Consider the following 14,783-nt stretch of genomic DNA (forward strand, 5'->3'; position numbering starts at 1 on the left):
GCTCACTGACACCTACTCCCGCCATGGCAGAAGAGTCCAGGTTCAGCATGTCCAGGTGCCTCGAGAGCACGATGGCTACCACGATGACTACCAACACCACTGGCCCCACTACTTGCGCATCCGCGAGAGTGCGGGCGTAAAGCGACCCCTTAAGCCAGGTCATCGCCGCGCCGGCTTCCGGAGCAGCCTTGACCAACAACAGTTGAGTCAGCGCGCCCAGACCCACAGAGACCGCTACGCCAGTGAGGGTAAGCCGCACCGGATCCGTTGCTCCTCGGCCCGCGAGCACCAGCACCAGGCCTGCACCCACCAGTGCACCGATAAAAGCCACGGGAGTCAGTGCCTGCGCCGGCAAGGAACCGACACTCAACAGAGCTGCCACGGCAGCCAAGCCCCCTCCTGCGGTGACGCCCACAGTGTCCGGAGCTGCCAGCGGATTACGCAGGGCTAGCTGCAGCAACGCGCCGGAGACCGCCATCGCTGCACCAGCGAGGATTCCCACGAGCACACGGGGCATCCGGTAGCGCCATATGAGTTTCCCACCGGTGAAGAGGTCGTGGATCGTCTCTGCCGGGGGCTTCATGACGGCGCCGACGCTTAATCCCAGGACGATCGCGAACGCCAGCAAAGCCAGCAGCGCTGCATACACGGCTATAACGCGGGGCGCGCCGGCATTAGTACGCCGTGGCGCTATAGCAACTTCCCGCGGCGCCGCAGTATCACCCTGCGGCGCCGCAGTGTCACGCCTCGGCGCTGCAGTTCCCGGCTGGGAAACGCCCCTCCGGAGGATTCGTTTGCGATTCAGCCTGCGGTTCATCAGCGCCCACCTCCTGGTCGCAGCCGATTAATACCCCACAGCAGCAAAGGCACGCCTGCAATGGCAGTAACCACGCCCACTGGAGTCTCCGCCGGCGCCCACAGAGCCTGCGCAACGGAATCCGCCAACAGCAGAACCGCCGCGCCCACCACTGGGGCGATCACTAAGCTCAATCGGTGACGCGGGCCCGCCACCCGATACGAGACAACCGCCGCCATCAAGCCAAGGAAACCAATGGGTCCAGCAGCCGCAACTGCCGGCGCGATCAACAGCACTGCGCCCACCACTGCCAAAATGCGCAGACGGTGGGGGTTCGCGCCGACGGAAGACGAGAGGGCGTCACCAGCAAAAAGAGTATCCAGCCCCCGACCAGCAGCAATGGTAAACGGCAGAACCACCGCCACCGCAATAATGCAGGGCATTATGTCTGGGAGACGAACCCCACCCAAGCGCCCCGAAAGCCAGGACAGCACGGTCGAAAGCTGAGCCTCATCGATGACCAAAATGATCGCGGTACACGCCGAGAACAATGCAGAAACGGCTATGCCGAGCAAAATCATCCGCTGCACCGACTGAGCACCAGTCGGATCCCCCACCGTCACACGCATCCCGATACCTACCGTGATCGCAGCTCCAAGCGCTGCACCACACAACGCCCCCGGCAACACAGCTGCGCCCGACACAGATCCCGTGATCGTCGTGCACAGCACAGCGCCGAAAGCCGCACCGGAATTCACGCCGGTGATTTCCGGATCCGCCAGCGGGTTGCCTGTAGCCGTGCGAAGCAGCACGCCTGCCGCGCCCAAAGCCATGCCGATCACCGTCGCTGCCAAGAGCCGGTCGCGCATGACGGAGTGCATCTCCCCCGCGAGTTCTGGTGCGTTAGTCGGCACTTCCACGCTGCTCATGCGCCAGACCCATACTGCAAGAATGACAGCCAATCCCAGCGCCAGCAGAATCGCTAGTTGTGTAAGGCGTGGTTTTAGCCCTCGTTGCACTTAACTTCCTTCGGTCGTAAACGCACGAAGGTGCGCCTACTTACGAGCGTTCTCCGTTTCAATGATCTGATCCAGCATTGCCTCTGCGGCCAGCGGGCCACGAGAACGGGACCAGGTGTCCTGCTCCACGTCCACGATGTCCTTCACCACATCCTTATATGGGCTGGACTTAAAGCCCTCGATGTCGTTGTACAGGTACATCCGGTCCAGCTTCATTGAGGGGAGCTTATCACCCGTCATTTCGGCAACGTCAGTCTTGGACTCGATAGCGGTACGGGAACCGTCGTAGCCGTAGACGTAGCCGGCGTCAGAAAGAAGAGAGCCTGCAAAGGAATCCTTGATCCAGGTGTAGAGAGTGCCCTTCGACCATCCGACCAGCGCTGCACGAGTGTTCGGCTTGACGAGCTTCTTTGCCTCTTCGACCTTGTCTTCGATACGCTTGCGCACTTCCTTAGCTTTATCTTCCTTGCCCAGCTTCTTTGCGATGTCATCCATGGAGTCAAGGACGTCGGTGTAGCTGGCGTCGCTGTAGGACTTCGTCTCTGCAATTTCCTCCAGCTGCGGCATGATCGATTCCTGCCGCGTTGGGCTAGCGAGGATCAGATCGGGCTCAAGAGACTGAATGACCTCCAGGTTCGGCTGCTTTGCCTGTCCAACCGATTCGATGCCCTCGAGCTTGCCCTCCAGAGTCTTCGGCCCGGCGGACTTGCCGATCTCTACAATGCCGACAGGCTTTACGCCCAGCGCCTCGAGGATTTCCTCATATCGCCAGTCCAACGCGACCACCCTTGGCTCGCCGTCTTTACCGCCTCCACCGTTGTTACCGTCACCGGCGCCACAGGCAACAAGGGCCGTGGCGCCGAGAATCGTCGCGACGAGGAGAGCCAGGGCGCGACGTAAAGAGCCGCGCTGAGAGTTTCGAGAATTCATCATTCCGCAGACACTACCAGACTTAGGTTCACCTAAGCAAGGTAAACCTACCTTGCCAGGTCTAGGGCGATTGCCGAGATTCTTCCCACCTGTTAGCGAATGTTGCTGCCCCACCGTTGGCGCACGTTGCTTTCTCGGCCACTAGCAGACGTTGTTCCCCCACCGTTAGTGCACATTGCTGTCCCAACCGCTAGCAGACGTTCTGCGGACCCTCGTGGTCGGCGTGGCTGGCGCGCTCCACCTGAATGGTGGCGTGCGCGATCCCCCGCTCCTGCAGCGCGGCCTGTGCAGCACACAGCACCGCGGCCGGATCGCGCCCTTCCGGAACCACCAAGTGCACGGAAGCCAACGCGCTCGTGCCATCCAGCGACCACAGGTGGAGATCGTGCACGTCCAGCACGCCGTCGACCTGTCGCAGCAAAGCATCAACCTCAGCGGGCTGGTAGCCCGGAGGCGCCTGCTCGAGCAGAATGCGCAAGGCCTGCATCATCAGCTGCCAGGCGCGCGGCAACACCAGTGCGGCAATCACCAGCGAGGCGATAACATCCGCATACTGCCAGCCGGTCAGAATGATCACGCCACCCGCCACTAGCACCGCGACGGAACCCAACATATCCGCCAGCACGTGCAGGAATGCACCCTGGACATTGACGGAATGCTCCCGCTGGCGGTTCAAGATCCACGCGGAAATGATGTTGGCTAGCAGGCCGATCACCGCGACGATCATCATCGGGCCGGCCATAATCTCCACCGGCTCGCTGAGGCGCTGGAACGCCTCGACCACGATCCAAGCGGAGATTCCCAACACGGTGACCGCATTAACAAGCGCGGCGAGCACCTCCACCCGCCGATAGCCGAATGTCGCTTGCGCGGTTGCGGACCTGCGGCCGATGAAAATGGCGACGACCGCAATGATTAGGCCGGCGGCGTCCGAAAGCATGTGCATCGCATCGGCGAGCAACGCGACGGAGCCGGTGATCAGGCCGCCGATCAGCTCTGCAAAGAAAACTGTGCCAGTGACGCCAAGCACGATGAGCAGCGCGCGCAACGGGGCATCCGTCGGCGCAGAGTGCGAATGCCCGTGGGAGTGTGCGTGGCCGAAGTCGTGCGAATGTGCATGGCCGTGCGAACGCCCGCGCGAACGCCCGGGCGAACGCCCGCGACTACCCTCAGACGCGCCGGCCGGCGGAGGCGCAGGTGCGCCAGCGGTCGCGTTCGTGTCGCCAGCGGTCGACGCGGACGCGGCGCCGGCGCTGAAACGCGCAGAACCGTGGCGGTGCACGTCGGCACCACCACGGTCCTGTGGTTGTTGCTGAGCTGCGCTTGCGGGGTCGTTCATACCCTCACTTTAGGCAGCCACATCCTTTATTGACAACTTACTGAAAACAAAGGCGGGGAGCCAAAACGGCTCGCCATTGGCGACCGCTACATGGGCTCCCCGCTAAACAGATTCCAAATTCAGAATCCATAAACTTGGAAATCTAAAGCATTCAGTTATTCAGCCAGACCGCTTTAAGCAGTCTCGGCGCGAGCGTCGACCTTGACCCAGCTCATCAGGTCGCGCAGCTTGGCTCCGGTCTTCTCGATCTGGTGATCGTTGTAGGAAGCGCGCAGCTCCTCCAGCTCCTTGTTGCCACCCTCAACGTTGGCAACCAGGCGCTTGGTGAAGGTGCCGTCCTGAATGTCGGTCAGAATGTCCTTCATACGCTTCTTGGTGTCCGCGTCGATGACGCGCGGGCCGGACAGGTAGCCACCGAACTCTGCCGTGTCAGACACGGAGTAGTTCATGTTGCCGATGCCACCCTCGAACATCAGGTCCACGATCAGCTTCATCTCGTGCAGGCACTCGAAGTAGGCCATCTCCGGCTCGTAGCCAGCCTCGACCAGAACTTCGAAACCGGTCTTGATCAGTTCTTCGGTGCCACCACACAGAACGGCCTGCTCGCCGAACAGGTCGGTAACGGTCTCTGCCTCGAAGGTCGTCGGGATCACTCCGGCGCGCGCACCACCGATGGCAGCTGCGTAAGATAGCGCCAGGTCGCGGCCGTTGTTCTTCGGGTCCTGCTCAACGGCGATCAGGCACGGAACACCCTTGCCGTCGACGAACTGGCGGCGAACCAGGTGGCCCGGACCCTTCGGGGCAACCATGCCGATGATGATGTTGTCGGCCGGCTCGATCAGCTTGAAGTGGATGTTCAGGCCGTGGCCGAAGAACAACGCGTCGCCGTCGTTCAGGTTCGGCTCGATATCCTCGGCGAAGATCTTCGCCTGGGAGGTGTCCGGAGCCAGCAGCATGATCACGTCTGCCCACTCCGCAGCCTCTGCGTTGGTCTTCACGGTGAAGCCAGCTTCCTCAGCCTTGGCGCGGGACTTGGAGCCCTCACGCAGGCCGATGACGACCTCCACGCCGGACTCACGCAGGTTCTGGGCGTGTGCGTGGCCCTGGGAGCCGTAGCCGATGATGGCTACCTTGCGGCCCTGGATGATGGACAGATCAGCGTCGTCGTCGTAAAAAACATCAATTGCCATGGGGAGCTTCCTTTCGTTGACTATCTACCTTTATAGCAGACTTTATTTCATTTGGTGAGACTTTGGCGTCCACATAGTGAACTCCGTGAACTATTGCGGGGCTGCTGCCCTCTTTCGTAGGTAGTGACGCCCACCCGGCTGCAAGCTGAAGGCGTCACCAAAGAACCTAGAGATTCGCCGGGTACATGGCGCGAGGACCGCGACTGATCGCAGTCGGCGACGCCTCGACAAGCTCGCGAATACCGAACGGCTCCAAAACGTCCAGCAGAGCCTGCAGCTTCGACGGCGTGCCGGTGCATTCGATGATCACCGACTCCGGACCGACGTCCACCACATGTGCGCGGAACAGCTTCGCGGACTCCACCACCTGAGTGCGGTTGGCGTTGTCAGCGGAGACCTTCACCATCATCAGGCCGCGGGAGACGATTGAATCCGGGTCGTGGCGCGTGACCTTAATAACGGGGATCAGCTTGTTCAGCTGCTTGGTGATCTGCTCCACCACGTGATCCTCGCCCTCGACGATGATGGTGATGCGGTTGATGCCCTCGACCTCCGTGCGACCAGAGCTGATCGACAGGATATTAAACGCGCGGCGGGTAAACATGCCGGAGATACGCGAGATGATGCCGTCGACGTCCTCACACAGGACGGACAGGGTGTGGACCTGTACCTTGTTCGTGCTCATTAGTCTTCTTCACCTTCCTGGGTGACCTCGTGGATCTCCGCGGGCGATTCTGCCGCCGAGGATTCCTCGTCGAACAGCGGCCGCAGGTTGCGTGCGTACTGGATTTCCTCGTTGGACGTGCCGGCGGCGACCATCGGCCACACCTGCGCGTCCTCGCCGACGATGAAGTCGATGACGACGGGGCGGTCGTTGATCTCTTCAGCCTTGCGGATGGTCGGCTCTACATCCTCTGGCTTTGTGACGCGGAACGCCGCGCAGCCCATGGACTCAGCCAACATCAGGAAGTCCGGCAGGTAGGTCTCCCCCGGCTTCAGGTTGGTGTGCGAGTACCGCTGGTCGTAGAACAGCGTCTGCCACTGGCGGACCATTCCGAGGTTTCCGTTGTTAATGAGCGCGACCTTGATCGGCAGCTTCTCCACCGCGCAGGTGACGAGCTCCTGGTTGGTCATCTGGAAGCAGCCGTCGCCATCGATGGCCCAGACGGAAGTGTCCGGCTTGCCGGCCTTTGCACCCATGGCGGCGGGCACGGAATAGCCCATCGTGCCGAGGCCACCGGAGTTCAGCCAGGTGCGAGGGTTTTCGTAATCCACGAACTGCGCTGCCCACATCTGGTGTTGTCCCACGCCGGCGACGTAGATGGCATCCGGGCCGATGGTCTTGGACAGGGTCTCGATGACGTACTGCGGGGCGAGCTTGCCGTTGGGCTGCTCATCGTAGCCGCGGGGGAAGTCCTGCTTCAGCTTGTTGAGGTAGTTCAGCCAGCCGGCGGTGGCGGGCTTTTTCAGGTCCAGGTTCCGCATCGCCTGGTGGAGGGCGGCCAGTACCGCGCGGGCGTCACCGACGATAGGCACGTTGACTTCACGGATCTTGCCGATCTCCGCCGGGTCGATGTCTGCGTGGATGACCTTCGCATCCGGGGCGAAGCTATCCACGTGGCCGGTGACGCGGTCGTCAAAGCGGGCGCCGATGGTGATCAGCAGGTCGGAGCGCTGCAGAGCCGCGACTGCCGGGACACTTCCATGCATGCCGGGCATGCCCATGTACAGCGGGTGGGAGGCCGGGAAGCTGCCCAGTGCCATGAGGGTGGTGACTACTGGGATGTCGTTAGCTTCTGCAAATTCCAGCAGTTCTGCGTGTGCTTCCGCCTTGATCGCGCCGCCACCGACGTACAGCGTCGGGCGCTTCGCCGCGCTGATCATGCGCACGGCTTCCTCCACCTGGCGCGGGTGCGGGCTAGTGACCGGACGGTAGCCGGGCAGCTCGTACTTCGGCGGCCAGTTGAACTCCAGCTCTGCGTTTTGCACGTCCTTCGGGATGTCCACCAGCACCGCGCCGGGGCGGCCGGTGGAGGCCACGTGGAAAGCCTCGGCGATGGCGCCAGGGATGTCCTCCGGGCGGGTCACCATGAAGTTGTGCTTGGTGATCGGCATGGTCACGCCGCGAATGTCCGCCTCCTGGAAGGCGTCAGTACCCAAAAGACCCTTACCGACCTGGCCCGTGATCGCGACCAGGGGCACCGAGTCCATGTTGGCGTCGGCGATGGGGGTTACCAGGTTCGTTGCACCCGGGCCGGAAGTTGCGATGCACACGCCCACGCGGCCGGTGGCCTGCGCGTAGCCGGTTGCGGCGTGGCCGGCGCCCTGCTCGTGGCGGACGAGGATGTGGTTCAGCTTCTCGGAGTCGTACAGCGCCTCGTAGAGCGGCAGCACGGCGCCTCCGGGCAGGCCGAATACGACATCGGTGCCTAGCTCTTCTAGGGAGCGGACTACGGCCTGTGCGCCGTTAATTCGCTCTGGCCGCTTGCCGCGGGAGTTGTTCGCCAAGGTGGCGGGGCTGGGTTGCGAGCGTGATGTGTGTGTCACGTTTTCCTTCGCTCCTTGAGTCCTTGAATCCGTCCTGCCTTCAATTCTCTGCCCCTTCACTTCCCGGTTGCCCGCCGCAGCCGCGCCGAGCTGACGCAAGCCGCTAGGCGCCTCAGCGCTTGCCGCAGCGTTCGCACTTCGGCGAGCTGGCGTCACCGGAAAAGCGATAGAGCCGAAAAATCTTCGGTGTGGAATCGCTTGTTCGGTTAGGTGCATGTCCTCCACACAACAAAAGCCCCCAACTTGCCGACGCTGCTGCGTCAGTTGTCGGGGGCGCCGTGTCGAGCTCGACGAGGTAGCTAGTGGCGCCCCTCGATAATGAGTACTCGTACTAGTTGCGTGAATTCCATGGCTCTAAATTTAGCGGCTTCTGCAAAAGTAGTCAAGCCGTTGACCACTCGTTTCCCAAAGTATGATGCCCCTATCTCACCTACTGGACAGTATAAAACGCCTCCGACCTGTACTTCATCCCGCCCGCCCCCCCCGGTCCCCCTCCGGTTTCTCCCTTCCCCGATCTCTCCGGCTCCCCTGAGCTTCCCCCTCCAGTTCCCATCCGCGGCTTCCCTCTGGCGCTCAGCCTCAGCGCAACCGAAACTCCAATGTCCTCCCGGTCGCCACGCATCCGGCGGCGCGGTCACCACGGCGGCGCGGCCACCACGGCCGCTCCGCGGCGCAGAGCGCGCTCCTGAACGCGAGCCGTGAATCCGGCTGAGTTCCAGTCAGAATCCGGTTTGAATCCGGGCAGAATCCTGGCGGGGGCACCCGTCCCGGCCGTTTCCGGGACTACGGTGGGAAGGCATGTTGAAGTTCTATGCTTTCCAGCTCTGGGAATGGCTGGTCGTCCACGGCCTTCCCTTAACTGCACTGGTCATTATCGCAATTTTGATCCCCCGCGTGGGCCGTTTGGCGATTCGCATTGTCAGCAACCGCTTCAATGAGGGCGAGGAGGCTACCAAATCCCGCCTCGCCCTGGTCGGAGCATTGGTGTATGTGCTGCAGGCGATTGCGTACTTCGCGATCATCATGCTGGGGCTGACGAACCTGGGCGTCCCCGCTATGGGCGCCGCCCTGCCCGCAACTGTCGTTTCAGCTGCTATTGGTTTCGGCGCACAGAACGTGATCGGCGACTTCCTCGCGGGGTTCTTCATCATTTCGGAGCGTCAGTTCGGCGTGGGCGACTTCGTGGCCTTCGACGGCACGTCCAGTGATATTTCGGGCACGGTTGTGGCGCTGACGTTGCGTGCAACGAAGGTCCGTACGGCCTCCGGCGAGGTGGTGACGATCCCGAACGGTTCCGCGGGTGTGATCACGAACTATTCCCAGGACTGGTCGCGGGCGGTGGTGGACTTGGCGGTTCCTCTGCAGCCGGGCGAGTCCATGTCACAGCTGACCGATCGCGTGGAGGCTACGGCGGCGAAGGCTTTGCAGGATTCGACTATCGCCGGGGACGTAACCGGCGAACTCGAGGTTCTGCCGGCCACGGATATCGTCGCCCCCACTGCGGCGGGGCAGTCGTGGCAGGTGAACTTCCGAGTAATGGTCGTGGTGAACCCGGCGCGTCAGTGGGCTGTGGAGCGTGTTTTGCGCTCGGCGCTGGTGAATGTGTTCTGGGACCGTTACGACATGCCGCGCGTCTTTCTCGAGGGTTCTGACGCCTACTCCTCCCCCGCCGTCGATCCCAGGAAGGCTGTGGCGGCGGAATCCGCGCTGGCCCCTACGGAGGTTCTGCCCGCCCAGCACGCGTCGAGCGACCGGTCGGCTTCAACCACTGCTGCTTTGCAGAGCGGCTATGCAGGGACCGCCGCTTCGGCTAGCAGTTCTGCACCAGTAGGCCGATCCGCACCCGCGGGCAAAGCTTTAGCGGCGCACGAAACTGCCGCCATGGATGCCGTGCAGGCTGAGGGGGCAGATCGCGTCAGCCCGCTCGACAGCGATGGAACCATCGGCCGGACGCAGTCGGCTCCCTCGCAGGACGCCCATTCCGCTGCAAGCCCCAACACCACCTCCAGCTCTGACGGCGATGCCGGCTTAACGGAGATCGACGGCGAGAGCGCAGAAGATGCTGACGGCACGGCAGCCGGCACAGCCGGCGCGGACGCTGCCGCAAGCGGCACAGCCGGCGCGGACGCTGCCGCAAGCGGTGCAGGCCGCGCTGACGATGGAATCGGCGTGAATGAAAGTGAAGAGAATGCCGGTGAAGCGGATGCCGATGAAGGGAAGGAAAAGTTCCAGGGCATCTGGCGCAACGAGGAACACTCCTCCAAGTTCAAGAGGATCATGAGCGTCGGAGGGCGCACCCGCCCCTCCACCACCGGGCTGATCCTGGCGCTGCTGCTAGTCGGCGGCCTGGCGCTGGCCTCTTCGAACCCAGAGGGCGGAGATACCGGCTGGCTCTCCCCCGACTACTGGCGCGACCGCCCCTCCAACAGTGCGTCCACCGAAGACTCCGAGAACTCCGAAGTAAACGATCAATCCGGCGAAAACGCCACCGGCCAGAACAACCCTACCGCTGACCCGAACTCAGACCCGAACTCCAGCGCGAACACTGACGGCAACACCGACGGAAACTCTGGCGGCAACTCCGACGGAAACGCTGGCGGCAACGCCGACGGAAACGCTGGCTCAAACACCAACTCAAACTCCGATCAGACCGCCAACTCAAACCCCGGCGGACGCGACGAGTCACCCAACGGGACAGCCAACGAGCCGAACAGCGGAGATGGTGGCGTCCAGAATAACTCCAACAGCAACAGCAACAGCGGCAACAGCGTGAACGGCGCTGCACCCCGCGCTATGGGTACGATGGGTACGCCCAATGCGACCGACACCACCCACGGCTGATTAAATGAACACCATGAACTCGAAGGTTTTCCACCCCAGCCGCGAACACATTCTCGGCGGGTTCGTCATGTTCCTGATCTGCCTGCTATTCACTGGCTATAAGGTCGCCTGGTTTTTCTGGGTTCCGCTAGTGCCACTAGTGTTTATTCTGTGGACTTTGTGGGTACGGACCACCGTGTCCGACAAAGCCATCACCACGCGCTACCTCTTCCGCGCAGGCAAAACCATGCAGTGGGAAGACTTCCGTGCGCTCCGCTTCAACCGAGCCGGACGCGCCTACGCCGTAGACAACCAGGAGAACAGCATCTGGCTGCCGGGCGTGACCTTTAACTCCCTGATCGACCTGCACAAGGTCAGCGGCGGACGAATCCCCGACCCCGTCAGCCCAGCCCGCGCAGCCACGGACGACAAGGTGCAAGTCGTCAACAAGGAAGGCTACGCCGTACTCATGGACAAGGACGAGTACAAGGAATACGAAAAGCAGCGCCGCCGCGAAGCGGGAGTCGGCGCGCCGGACGCAGGCGCGCACAATTCCACCGGGCACGGTTCCACCGCCCAGGGTGAGCGCGCGCCCGGAGCCGACACACAGGACAATGGCAACTCCGGCAGCTAAACGCCGGCAGCTAAACGCCGAGAATAAGAACGACAAGAAGAGAGCCGTGAACAGTATGAATGCCATTCCCTTGAGATCCGCCGTCACCACCCAAGGCCGCAACGCCGCCGGCGCCCGCGCCCTGTGGCGTGCGACAGGCATGACGGACCAGGACTTCGAGAAGCCCATCATCGCCATCGCGAACTCGTACACGCAGTTTGTACCGGGCCACGTGCACCTGAAGGACGTGGGAGACATCGTCGCAGACGCCATCCGCGAAGCCGGCGGCGTTCCCCGCGAGTTCAACACCATCGCCGTCGACGACGGCATCGCTATGGGGCACTCGGGCATGCTCTACTCGCTGCCCAGCCGCGAGATTATTTCTGACGCCGTCGAGTACATGGTCAACGGCCACGCCGCCGATGCGCTGGTGTGCATTTCCAACTGCGACAAGATCACGCCCGGCATGCTGAACGCCGCCATGCGTCTGAACATCCCGGTGGTGTTCGTCTCCGGCGGGCCGATGGAGGCTGGCAAAACGGTGGCAGTTGATGGTGTCGTTCAGGCTCCGACAGACCTCATTACTGCCATCTCCGCCTCCGCGTCCGACAAAGTCGACGCGCAGGCGCTGCTGGAAGTTGAGTCCGCCGCCTGCCCGACGTGCGGCTCCTGCTCCGGCATGTTCACTGCCAACTCGATGAACTGCCTGACCGAGGCGCTTGGCCTGTCCCTGCCGGGCAATGGTTCCACCTTGGCGACTCACACCAAGCGACGCGACCTGTTCAGCAAGGCCGGAACCACCATCGTTGAACTGTGCCGCCGCTACTACGGCGAGGGAGACGCCTCCGTCCTGCCGCGCAACATCGCCACCCGCGAGGCCTTCGAAAACGCCATGGCGCTGGACATGGCCATGGGCGGATCCTCCAACACCGTGCTGCACATCCTCGCAGCTGCCCAGGAGGGTGAGATCGACTTCGACCTGCACTCCATCGACCAACTGTCGCGCGAAGTGCCGTGTCTGTCGAAGGTGTCCCCGAACTCCGATTACCACATGGAAGACGTTCACCGTGGAGGCGGCATCCCCGCCATCCTCGGCGAGCTCTACCGCGCCGGCAAGCTGAACGAAGGCGTTCACTCCGTTCACTCCGCCACGCTGAAGGAATGGCTCCTGTCCTGGGACATCCGCTCCGGAGCTGCCACCGAGGAAGCCATCGAGCTGTTCCACGCCGCCCCTGGCGGAGTCCGCACAACCGAGCCGTTCAGCACTGAGAACCGTTGGTCCAGCTTGGACACCGACGCAGAGGGTGGCGTCATTCGCGATGTAGAGCATGCGTACACCGCCGATGGCGGCCTGGTTGTCCTCCGCGGCAACCTCGCCGAAGACGGCGCCGTAATCAAGGCCGCGGGCGTCGATCCATCCATCTGGCACTTCGAAGGCACTGCACTGGTCGTCGAATCCCAAGAAGAAGCCGTGCGCGTGATCCTGGACAAGAAGGTAAAGCCGGGCCACGTCGTGGTCGTACGCTACGAAGGCCCCGCCGGCGGGCCGGGCATGCAGGAAATGCTGCACCCGACCGCTTTCCTCAAGGGCGCGGGGCTCGGCAAGGAGTGCGCGCTGATCACCGACGGTCGCTTCTCTGGCGGCACATCCGGCCTGTCCGTCGGCCACATCTCCCCTGAGGCTGCGCACGGCGGCCTGATCGGCCTGGTCCGCGACGGCGATCCGATCACCATCGACGTGCACGAGCGCCTTCTGCAGCTGAACGTCTCCGACGAGGAGATCGAACGCCGCCGCGCCGAGATGGAGGCTTCCGACAAGCCGTGGACGCCCACCACTCGCCAGCGGAAGGTCACCAAGGCGCTGCGCGCCTATGCCGCGATGGCAACCTCCGCTGACCGCGGAGCCGTCCGCGAGGTGAAGTAACCCCCGCGCCCAGCGGGCGCGTGCCCTCCGCACGCCCCGCTGCACGCTGTAGCCAGTACGCCCCTAACGGTGGCGCTGCCGCCCCGCCCCGGCCTACATCTCCGGATCGCGGCCTTCCGCCCGGCCGGCGGCGCTGCCGCCCCGCACAGCCGGCATCCCCGGGGTCGCGGTCTCCCGCGCGGCCGTAGGCTGGAGGGCATGCATGATTCACACCTCCAGCCCGATACTGAACGCGCAAACACCAATGCAGTCGAGGCTGACAGCGCCCGCCGTGGCCGTAACACCGGCGGCTCCACTATCAGCAGCTACCACGCCGGCGGTGTCGGCAGCGCTCGCGGTAACGGCGCCTGTGACTGCCCCAGCATCGAGGAACGTAGCAGCACAACCGCACCCATCGGCGGCGCCGGCGACGATGGGATGATCCATGTCCGCGACGCCCACCTGCGCAACCTCAAACACCAGGACGTCTCGCTGCCCCGTAACGCCCTGGTGGCGGTGACGGGCGTTTCCGGGTCGGGGAAATCTTCGCTGGCGTTTGGCACGCTGCATGGTGAGGCTCAGCGGCGGTACCTGGAGTCCGTCGCGCCGTTCGCGCGCCGGCTCATCGGCGGAGCCGTCGACCCGCGGGTGGGGTCCGTGGAGGGGCTGCCGCCGACTGTCGCGCTGCAGCAGGGGGCGCAGGCGGGCGGGGCGCGCTCGACGGTGGGGACAGTTTCAAACCTGTCGAACACGATCCGCCTGCTGTATTCCCGTTGCGGCGATTACCCGGCGGGGGTTCGCGAACGCCACGGCGGGCGTCTGGACTCGGATAGCTTCTCCCCTAATACGACGGCGGGAATGTGCCCGGAGTGTCAGGGCACGGGAGTCGTGCATGAGCCGACGGAGGAATCCATGGTGCCGGATCCATCGCTTTCCATCGACGAGGGTGCTATTGCCGCTTGGCCCGGCGCGTGGTTGGGGAAGAACTTCCACGATATTGTCGCGGAGCTTGGCTTCCCTATGGATATTCCGTGGCGAGATATCCCGCGGGCCGACCGGGATTGGATCCTTTTCACGAACGAGCGGCCGGTGGTGACGATCCACCCCCACCGGGGTGCGGATCAGATTCAGCGGACCTATGAGGGCACTTGGCGTTCGGTGGCCTCTTATCTGCGGAAGACGTTGGCGGAGACGGGTTCCGATTCCACACGACGCCGCGTCCTGTCGTTTATGAAGTCTTCCCGCTGTGGGGTGTGCGATGGTCGTCGCCTTATTGTCGACGCCCTTTCCGTGGAATACCTCGACCTTCCCATCGATAGCCTTGGGGCGCTTCCTTTGGAGGAGGTTCTCTCTCGCTTCGCTGAGCGCCGTGCCTCTGTGCCCGCAGACACTGCCCGCGGAAATTCCAGCGCAGCGGTGTCCGCCGTTGGGGACTCCGCCAGCGCAGCGGTGTCCGCCGTTGGGGACTCCGCCAGCGCAGCGGTGTCCGAGAGGCAAGAGGCAACCGAAACTTCAGTAACTTCAGACACTGAAACCACAGAGGATGCTGCGGAATCGCCAGCCGGCGAAGGTTCCAGCGCGGCCGCACCCGCGGGTAGGGATTCCAGCGCGGCCGCACCCGCGGGT

At 63.3% G+C, this 14,783-nt stretch carries 10 protein-coding genes and 1 pseudogene; 4 read left to right on the forward strand and 7 right to left on the reverse strand.

Annotated features, from left to right (window positions below):
* The 7 genes from Q0331_RS07950 to Q0331_RS07980 form a co-directional block, all read right to left on the reverse strand.
* The coding region (locus Q0331_RS07950; protein WP_298075853.1) for an iron ABC transporter permease at window positions 1-817 on the reverse strand (817 nt) is incomplete at its 3' end.
* Complete coding sequence (locus Q0331_RS07955) at window positions 817-1,725, reverse strand: iron ABC transporter permease (protein WP_298075854.1); 909 nt, start codon at window positions 1,723-1,725, stop codon at window positions 817-819. The genes Q0331_RS07955 and Q0331_RS07950, both read right to left, overlap by 1 nt.
* Before the next feature lie 126 nt (window positions 1,726-1,851).
* Window positions 1,852-2,748, reverse strand: coding sequence for an ABC transporter substrate-binding protein (locus Q0331_RS07960; RefSeq protein ID WP_298075855.1), 897 nt, complete (start codon window positions 2,746-2,748; stop codon window positions 1,852-1,854).
* A 187-nt stretch (window positions 2,749-2,935) separates the two neighbouring features.
* The gene (locus Q0331_RS07965) at window positions 2,936-3,793 is read right to left on the reverse strand and encodes a cation diffusion facilitator family transporter (protein WP_172457308.1); all 858 of its coding nucleotides are present in this window, start codon (window positions 3,791-3,793) and stop codon (window positions 2,936-2,938) included.
* Window positions 3,794-4,257: 464 nt separating this feature from the next.
* Complete coding sequence (ilvC, locus tag Q0331_RS07970; protein WP_296109584.1) at window positions 4,258-5,274, reverse strand: ketol-acid reductoisomerase; 1,017 nt, start codon at window positions 5,272-5,274, stop codon at window positions 4,258-4,260.
* A 166-nt stretch (window positions 5,275-5,440) separates the two neighbouring features.
* Window positions 5,441-5,959, reverse strand: coding sequence for an acetolactate synthase small subunit (gene ilvN, locus Q0331_RS07975; RefSeq protein ID WP_298075856.1), 519 nt, complete (start codon window positions 5,957-5,959; stop codon window positions 5,441-5,443).
* Window positions 5,959-7,821, reverse strand: a complete 1,863-nt coding sequence (locus Q0331_RS07980; RefSeq protein ID WP_298075857.1) for an acetolactate synthase large subunit — start codon at window positions 7,819-7,821, stop codon at window positions 5,959-5,961. The genes ilvN and Q0331_RS07980 overlap by 1 nt, the downstream gene beginning before the upstream one ends.
* Window positions 7,822-8,619: 798 nt before the next feature.
* Here Q0331_RS07980 and Q0331_RS07985 point away from each other — a divergent pair.
* The 4 genes and pseudogenes from Q0331_RS07985 to Q0331_RS08000 all read left to right on the forward strand — a co-directional run.
* Window positions 8,620-10,662: a mechanosensitive ion channel domain-containing protein gene (locus tag Q0331_RS07985; protein WP_298075858.1), complete on the forward strand. Its 2,043-nt coding sequence runs from the start codon at window positions 8,620-8,622 to the stop codon at window positions 10,660-10,662.
* A 4-nt stretch (window positions 10,663-10,666) separates the two neighbouring features.
* Window positions 10,667-11,275 carry a PH domain-containing protein gene (locus Q0331_RS07990; protein ID WP_298075859.1) on the forward strand — a complete coding sequence of 203 codons (609 nt, stop codon included), beginning with the start codon at window positions 10,667-10,669 and terminating at the stop codon, window positions 11,273-11,275.
* A 55-nt stretch (window positions 11,276-11,330) separates the two neighbouring features.
* Window positions 11,331-13,178, forward strand: coding sequence for a dihydroxy-acid dehydratase (ilvD, locus tag Q0331_RS07995; protein WP_298075860.1), 1,848 nt, complete (start codon window positions 11,331-11,333; stop codon window positions 13,176-13,178).
* A 417-nt stretch (window positions 13,179-13,595) separates the two neighbouring features.
* Window positions 13,596-14,783 (forward strand): annotated as a pseudogene (locus Q0331_RS08000) (hypothetical protein); the annotation flags it as partial.

It is taken from the genome of uncultured Corynebacterium sp. (assembly GCF_937999985.1).
GTDB lineage: Bacteria > Actinomycetota > Actinomycetes > Mycobacteriales > Mycobacteriaceae > Corynebacterium.